Source organism: Pedobacter sp. 01T416_2, assembly GCF_056398925.1.
This window is the reverse complement of sequence record NZ_JBFTQI010000656.1, coordinates 1-7,106: the sequence shown is the minus strand read 5'-3', so window position 1 is coordinate 7,106 and position 7,106 is coordinate 1. Positions and strand designations below refer to the sequence as shown.

Below are 7,106 nucleotides of genomic sequence, written 5' to 3'. Positions count from 1 at the left end.
CTTTTACAATGAACTCTATGGAAAAAAGTGTTTTTCCAGAACCGGCCTCACCACAAACAAGTGTGGGTCTTCCCGAGGGCAGCCCGCCTAATGTAATCTCATCAAGTCCGGAAATACCGGTAAGTGTTTTAGGAATTGTACCAGTTGAGCGCGTTTCCTGTTGATTTTTTGATTTAGCCATTTATTTTTAACGCTTAAATCTATTAGATAATAGTAATATTGATCAATTCTTTTCAAACAAACAGGGAACATTAAAAAATGTTTGCGATAAGCGAATATATTGGTGCCGGAAAATACTTTATTTAAATGGGCAACAGCCATACATCCGTTGTAAGCCAACAAAAAAACAGAGAAAATCTTACCTGTCCGTTCATCCGACATCACAGGTCATTCCGTATCTATCCGGCAGAACATATAAAAAGCGGGCATCCCATACCGCTGCCCGCTTTTAAGGTGCTAGGCATTTCCGCCCGCATTCCCGGCAAGATCTCCCCCTACATCATCTTCATCATCAGTTTCGCCGGTAAGCCCCCGTTGAACTTCGTTATCATCAGCTTCTTTTTCTTCGTTGGGACTTATTCGCGACTGTTCATTGCCGTTTTCATCTTCGTTGTCTTCTTCTTTTGGATCGATGTAATTTTTCATAGTATCTGTTTTATTGTAAAACAGGTACTTTATAACTATAGTTTCAAAAAAATAGCAAAATTGGCATCAAATATGGGCTGTCTGCTCAATAACTGGTACATAGAACAACTCATTATACCTGCTGCAAGAAAAGGCGATACCGAGGTTTTAAAAGAACTAATGCGCAGAGGAGCGAATATAAATTTTCAGGACGATAAAGGTTATACCGCTTTGATTATTGCCTGCTATAACGACCAGCTGGAAGCGGCAGCATACCTGATTGCTTCGGGAGCAGACCTAAATCTTGGAGATCAGGGAGGCAATACAGCATTAATGGGTGCAGCATTTAAAGGCTATACCGGTATTGCTAAACTATTGATAGAAAGTGGGGCAGACATTAATCTTCAGCATGGAAACGGTGGAACCGCACTAATGTTTGCTGCAATGTTTGGCCGTAATGAGGTATTAAAACTACYTTTAGACCATGGCGCAAAAACCGCGCTCCAGGATATCAGGGGACAGCACGCATTAGATCTGGCCATTTTGCAGGGGAACGAAGCTGGAGCAGAACTGCTTGAATTATACAGCAAAAATGCTAATCTTGCAAAAGCGCCTTAACCAGCCCTTTCCACTGCGGATATGAAAAACCCAGTTTGGCCGCCATACCCACCATAAAATTCCTTCCCTTATCATAAAGGCTGCCCTTATCCGTATTTGGAACTTCATTTCTAGCATGTTCTTCTACACTAACACATCGTCCGGTCTGTGTAATGATAAAGCTTGATGTAGCCTCACTTTTTAAAAAGTGGGCAGTTTCCTTTTTTCGTGACAAAGGGTGTGCACAGGGCCTTACCCTCATGGATAATGTTTGCTTTTTACCGTCGCTTTCAGTTGTGATCTCCTCGATTTGAACCCAATCATAGCCCATTCCAGCCTGGGTTCCGGGACCAGGAATATCGATTCTGATATAATCATTTAACTGCGCCTGCCTTTCTGCACGGATGCCTTGAGGATCGATTAATTGGAATGCGGATATGCCTGCATAACGTCCCCATTCGTTAACGGACAATAATCTGGTACAAGCCCGTCCAAAAACCGCTACCGCTTCTGCCACGGTGCTACAGTCCCTGTGTTCTATTACATCCATCCCGCTGCCTGTATATTGGGCAGGTACGGCTTCTATGTTGTTTTTATTTTCCATAGCCAATAAATTTGGTGAAGGCCAAATAGCCTTCACCTTGGTTTATACCTTAAACTATGCTGGTATTTTTCTTTGAATTTCACGGTCCCAAAAGCGGTGCAGGGCAATCATTTCTGCAAAAGTCTTTGTAAGGGCAGTAATATCCTCCGTAATCAGAATTCCTTCGCGTAGTGCGGTACCGTTGGCATCTTCTGCCGGTAGCTTTTTAGCGAAATAAGTAGATTCCAATACCGAGAGCGCCTGTTTGTCGGCAGCAATTGCCTTGCAATGTTTAAAAGCCTCATTTAAGAAATGAATGGCATTGGCTTCTCCGCTAAGTGCATTAATTGAATTAGCGCCCCCAGGCACATATACTGCATCGTAAAGGACGGATGCTGCTGTTAGAAGACTTTCATCCACTGCAATATTTTTACCACCTGCCGAAATAATTTCACCCAATCTTGGCGCTATAATATGCACCACCGCTCCTTGTTCAACCAGGAAATCTTTAACTTTGCTAAGTGTCTTTTCATTTACACCGTCTGCAGTAAGTATTGCAATTTTTCTTGACTTAATGGTATCTTTAATCGTTGTGGCCATACTTAGCGCTATAGACCTTGCAAGGCTTCCTTTAGGATTTACCGAAGCATAATCCTTCCTTTTGCCATCAGCTGGCAGGCTATTGTTAAGGTCTGCCAAAGGGATTTTTGGAACCTGCAGGCCAAGTGCCTGCGCAACTGCCCCAGCCAGGCCCTTATCTATCTGAATTAATACAGCCAGCATACGCTCCCTTATAGGAATGGCCTTTACTTTGCCGAGTTCAAAACTAAGGGCATCAATAAGGTGGTTTTTTTCAGCATTGCTCTGTGAATTGAAGAACAAGCGGGCCTGTGAAAAATGATCAAAAAAACTTCTGCTCCTTGCCCGGATCTTTCTGGCATCAATTGCCTCATTATGACTTACAAAGCCACCTTGTGCAGCCGGTACCTGCCTTGGGTCGTTTGCGGCTAGTCCGTTTGGACCATAACTGGTTTTACCCCTGTTGATTGTTTGGCGCATATGGCCATCGCGTTGGTTATTATGCACGGGAATTACAGGTCTGTTAATCGGGATTTCATGAAAACTTGGTCMTCCCAATCGGATTAGCTGAGTATCGGTATAAGAAAACAATCTGCCCTGCAATAGCGGATCGTTTGTAAAATCGATACCTGGTACAACATGGCCAACGTGGAAAGCGACTTGCTCCGTTTCCGCGAAAAAGTTATCGGGGTTTCTGTTCAGTGTCATCTTACCAATACGCTGCACGGGAACGAGTTCTTCAGGGATCAGTTTGGTGGGATCCAAAAGATCAAATTCAAACTTAAACTCATCAGCTTCAGGAACGATCTGCACACCGAGTTCCCATTCTGGATAGGCGCCGGCCTCAATGGCATCCCAAAGATCCCTTCTATGAAAATCGGGGTCTTTGCCCGAAATATTTTGCGCCTCATCCCAGGCCACCGAATGCACACCCAAAAGTGGTTTCCAGTGGAATTTCACGAAACTGGCTTCACCATTGGCATTTACAAACCTAAAGGTATGTACGCCAAAGCCCTCCATCATGCGGTAGCTCCTTGGGATTGCACGATCACTCATCAGCCACATAATCATGTGCGACGACTCTGGCATCTGAGAAATAAAATCCCAAAAGGTGTCGTGAGCCGAAGCGGCCTGTGGCATTTCATTATCAGGCTCTGGTTTTACTGCATGAACAAGGTCTGGAAATTTAACTGCATCCTGAATAAAAAATACTGGCATATTATTGCCTACAAGGTCGAAATTCCCCTCCTGGGTATAAAATTTTACGGCAAAACCCCTTACGTCACGTGCCAGATCTGTCGATCCCCTGGAGCCTGCTACGGTTGAAAACCTAACAAACACAGGAGTTTCTGCTCCCGGATCGCATAAAAATGCGGCCCTGGTTAACTTAGACATGTCTTCGTATACCTTAAAAACGCCATGTGCAGCAGAACCCCTGGCATGCACTACCCTTTCGGGTATGCGTTCATGATCAAAATGTGTAATTTTCTCCCTAAGGATAAAATCCTCTAAAAGTGTTGCTCCTCTTTCTCCGGCTTTGAGCGAATTCTGATCATCGTTAATACCGACCCCATGGTTAGTTGTTAAAAATTATGCATTACTGATTGACGGAAAAACTATCGGCCAATGTGCCGTCGGCCCGGACAAAGCTTATCTTTGCCAATGTATTTCATTAACAATCTCTGATATTTTTTATGGCACCGGATGTATTTTCGACGGCATATAGAAAACCTGCAAAAACAATAAATGGTTTTAACAATTTACCCTGCCATGTTAAGTACCAACTTTGGGCACAATACTTTTAATGACGAAAAGTTTATCACAACTACCTAAGGGATAACCAGGTATTTTACAATTTAGCGTCCGTAAAGTTCGGTTCCTGATTTCAACCATTTTCGAAGCGCTTTGTCTGCTTCATTTTTTAACTAACCCAAAGTTGTATTGTTATTGTGGGTTCCGGATTGACAATAAAAGTGTTTATTGATGAGGAGTTCCGTTATCTTCTGCGCGGTCTGCATCCGAATCCGATTTTGCTGCTTGTTTTGATAATTCCCTGGCAGAAGCCTCGTCCTGATAAGCACTATCCGCATCACTTGCCTCAATCTGCGAATGCGGTACAATACCAATCTTATTTTCACTGTCCTGTTGATCTGTTTTTTTGTTTTCCATTGTTTCAAGTTTAAACCTTCAAAAATTATTTTCTGCAAGAAGCAAACCTTTGTTTTAAAACTTGTGCTTCATTAAATAAACAAGGTAAACTGTTACAGGTTTGATTTATTTAACGGTTAAAGTATTTGGTTACAACACTGGTTAACATGTCAATTAAATGTTAACCACAGCCACAATATCAACATGTGTTTAATAACTTAAAAAAGGAACGCCCAGGTATTTATATCCCCAAGGTCAGCAAGAGAAAATAAAAACTGAAAACCATCTGAAATTTTCACCTGTTTATATAAACAAAAACAACCCCTTAGACTTAATACTAAAGAATATGACAAACAAGCAAAACTTTTTTGAGCGTATATCTGACAGGATTACTTATTGGACCGGAAGTGCAAGCGCCTTCACCATAGCTGTTGGCATTATCGTAATCTGGGGCATTAGCGGACCTATTTTTAACTATTCGGATACCTGGCAACTGGTTATTAATACCGGAACAACAATTATTACTTTTTTAATGGTATTTCTGATCCAAAAAACCCAGAATAAAGATTCGAAAGCCATACAGTTAAAACTTAATGAGTTATTGGCGGCCAGCAGGCATGCAAGTAACCGCATGGTTGATATTGAAGATCTTTCGGAGGCAGAACTGGATATATTGCATAAATACTATGCGAAACTTTCTGATGTGGCAGAAAAAGAAGAAGATATCCATCATTCACATTCAATTGATTCTGCAAAAAAACGTTCAGAAGAAAAGTTAAAAGGTACGCCCAGACTGGTTAAAAATAAAAAAATTAATAAAAAAGATGAGAAACCTACCCTTAAATAACAACCAAGAAGATTTGAATACATTAAAGAAAAAATTTGATGATGGATTAATTGAATCATCATGGAGTGAAAACGGAGAATTAACCTATATTATCAACGATGGATTGGATTTAAATGAATATGCTAACCTGGCCAAACAGATTCTGGGAAGCGAAGGCGATATTGCCCATGATTTTACTGGCAAGGTTACCAATAAATCGAAAACTTCATCGGCAAGATTCGAATACAGGTCTGGCTGGTTTTTAGATGGCATGGCTGATGGAGAAATTGAATAGCCGGTAGCAGCAATGCGTAAGCAAACTGATAACGAAATATGAAATTAGGAAAGCATACATCGGCACATCGGGATGGTTAATTAAACTTAAATCAACCAGGTTAGATTAAAACTTTATTGACCATGATGGATAGATTTGCACAAGCCATCGTTGATAGCCCAAAAGGAAGCGTGCCTGCCATAAAAACTTAAAACGAAAAACATAAAACCATTTGAAATTTGAGCCTGTTCTATAGATATCAAAAACCTATTAAAATTGTAATTATGGCAACTACAAAAACAGCAGGCAACAAAGCCTCAAAATCTACATCAAAAACAGGAAAAATAGAAAATTCTGAATTCCATGATTTTTTTATTGATGAATTAAAGGATATTTATTGGGCAGAAAAACACCTTGCTAAAGCGCTTCCAAAAATGCAGAAAGCAGCCACTAGCCCTGAGCTCGCAGCAGCTTTTGAAAAGCACACAAAGGAAACTCAACAACATGTGAGCACACTGGAAGAAGTTTTTGGGCTTTTAGGTGAAAAACCAGTAGCTAAAAAGTGTGATGCAATGGCAGGTTTACTGGAAGAAGCCGATGGAATTATCGCTGATACCGATAAAGGTACGATGATAAGAGATGCAGGACTTATCCTGGCGGCTCAAAAAGTGGAACATTATGAAATTGCAACCTATGGTACCCTTAGGGTATTTGCCGAAAATATCGGACACAGCGACGTGGCCGAACTTCTTTCTCAGACCCTTGAAAATGAAAAGGCAACAGATGTGGCGCTGACCGAGATTGCTGTCAACGCGGTTAATGAAGAGGCCGTTGCAGAATAAAAAAGAGGGTGTATCATAAAGGCGATTTCACCTCAGATGCTGTCATGTTGTCCAAAGGACTACTATAAAGGCCTGTTTAAATACCCTTAAGGATGTTTAAACAGGCCTTTCGACAGGCTACTATTGATAGATTGCAAAAAATGTTCGTCTTTCCCGCGCAGGCGGGAATCTTAATGCGCGCGCTGGTAGCGATCGTTGTAAGATTGCTTCGTCGGCTGAAAAAGCCTTCTCGCAATGACGATCCTTCGAAACTTATCATTGCCAAAAAAATCTATCAGATCACATCCAAAAATAACGGACATGTAAGTGTTATTATTATGCAAATAATATGATCAACACAGGAAATCCCATATTCAACCATAAATTCACTTCTGATCCAACCATTTTGCTATACGCTCCCTGGCCAAAGAAAGCAAAACTGCCTGCAATTTGAACATCAATTTCACAGAAATATTCCCCTAATACTTTAATATTAACGCCCTATCTAACCTAGATGTCAGATCTTACCAACAAAAACACTATCCTAATATACTCCAGCAATGATTTATGGTTCTAATCCAGATCGCTGCAGTTGCATTTACCAAGGACGAAATAAACAAGAGCTACAAAAAAAAGCACCCGATTATTCAAATG

General features: G+C 41.1%; 8 protein-coding genes and 1 pseudogene. 4 read left to right on the top strand and 5 right to left on the bottom strand.

Annotation, left to right across the window (positions count from 1 at the left end; genetic code table 11):
- Together AC1DPQ_RS21925 and AC1DPQ_RS21920 are read right to left on the bottom strand one after the other, a co-directional pair.
- Window positions 1-181: ATPase domain-containing protein (locus AC1DPQ_RS21925; RefSeq protein ID WP_477610870.1), on the bottom strand; the 181-nt coding region annotated here is incomplete at its 3' end.
- 275 nt (window positions 182-456) lie between these two features.
- Window positions 457-645: a hypothetical protein gene (locus tag AC1DPQ_RS21920; RefSeq protein WP_477578872.1), complete on the bottom strand. Its 189-nt coding sequence runs from the start codon at window positions 643-645 to the stop codon at window positions 457-459.
- Between the two features lie 60 nt (window positions 646-705).
- Here AC1DPQ_RS21920 and AC1DPQ_RS21915 point away from each other — a divergent pair, with 60 nt between their 5' ends.
- Window positions 706-1,242, top strand: coding sequence for an ankyrin repeat domain-containing protein (locus AC1DPQ_RS21915; protein ID WP_477610869.1), 537 nt, complete (start codon window positions 706-708; stop codon window positions 1,240-1,242).
- Here the strand turns inward: AC1DPQ_RS21915 and AC1DPQ_RS21910 are convergent.
- The 3 genes and pseudogenes from AC1DPQ_RS21910 to AC1DPQ_RS21900 form a co-directional block, all read right to left on the bottom strand.
- Window positions 1,220-1,825 (bottom strand): hypothetical protein, encoded by a 606-nt coding sequence (locus tag AC1DPQ_RS21910; protein ID WP_477578869.1) that lies wholly within the window; start codon window positions 1,823-1,825, stop codon window positions 1,220-1,222. The two genes, AC1DPQ_RS21915 and AC1DPQ_RS21910, sit on opposite strands and share 23 nt — an antisense overlap.
- A gap of 54 nt (window positions 1,826-1,879) precedes the next feature.
- A pseudogene (locus AC1DPQ_RS21905) lies at window positions 1,880-3,970 on the bottom strand (catalase); the annotation flags it as partial.
- A gap of 390 nt (window positions 3,971-4,360) precedes the next feature.
- Window positions 4,361-4,552: a hypothetical protein gene (locus AC1DPQ_RS21900; protein ID WP_477578865.1), complete on the bottom strand. Its 192-nt coding sequence runs from the start codon at window positions 4,550-4,552 to the stop codon at window positions 4,361-4,363.
- A gap of 325 nt (window positions 4,553-4,877) precedes the next feature.
- Here AC1DPQ_RS21900 and AC1DPQ_RS21895 point away from each other — a divergent pair, with 325 nt between their 5' ends.
- From AC1DPQ_RS21895 to AC1DPQ_RS21885, 3 genes are all read left to right on the top strand, one after another.
- Window positions 4,878-5,378: a low affinity iron permease family protein gene (locus AC1DPQ_RS21895; protein ID WP_477578864.1), complete on the top strand. Its 501-nt coding sequence runs from the start codon at window positions 4,878-4,880 to the stop codon at window positions 5,376-5,378.
- Window positions 5,356-5,652, top strand: coding sequence for a hypothetical protein (locus AC1DPQ_RS21890; RefSeq protein WP_477578862.1), 297 nt, complete (start codon window positions 5,356-5,358; stop codon window positions 5,650-5,652). Before AC1DPQ_RS21895 ends, AC1DPQ_RS21890 begins: the two co-directional genes overlap by 23 nt.
- A gap of 263 nt (window positions 5,653-5,915) precedes the next feature.
- Window positions 5,916-6,473 carry a YciE/YciF ferroxidase family protein gene (locus tag AC1DPQ_RS21885; protein WP_477578860.1) on the top strand — a complete coding sequence of 186 codons (558 nt, stop codon included), beginning with the start codon at window positions 5,916-5,918 and terminating at the stop codon, window positions 6,471-6,473.
- Window positions 6,474-7,106: the final 633 nt, after the last annotated feature.

What these genes read in the sequence shown, in the direction of transcription:
- AC1DPQ_RS21920 (WP_477578872.1), bottom strand. Translation starts at nt 645, where the DNA reads ATGAAAAATTACATCGATCCAAAAGAAGAAGACAACGAAGATGAAAAC.
- AC1DPQ_RS21895 (WP_477578864.1), top strand. Translation starts at nt 4,878, where the DNA reads ATGACAAACAAGCAAAACTTTTTTGAGCGTATATCTGACAGGATTACT.
- AC1DPQ_RS21885 (WP_477578860.1), top strand. Translation starts at nt 5,916, where the DNA reads ATGGCAACTACAAAAACAGCAGGCAACAAAGCCTCAAAATCTACATCA.
- AC1DPQ_RS21910 (WP_477578869.1), bottom strand. Translation starts at nt 1,825, where the DNA reads ATGGAAAATAAAAACAACATAGAAGCCGTACCTGCCCAATATACAGGC.
- AC1DPQ_RS21890 (WP_477578862.1), top strand. Translation starts at nt 5,356, where the DNA reads ATGAGAAACCTACCCTTAAATAACAACCAAGAAGATTTGAATACATTA.
- AC1DPQ_RS21900 (WP_477578865.1), bottom strand. Translation starts at nt 4,552, where the DNA reads ATGGAAAACAAAAAAACAGATCAACAGGACAGTGAAAATAAGATTGGT.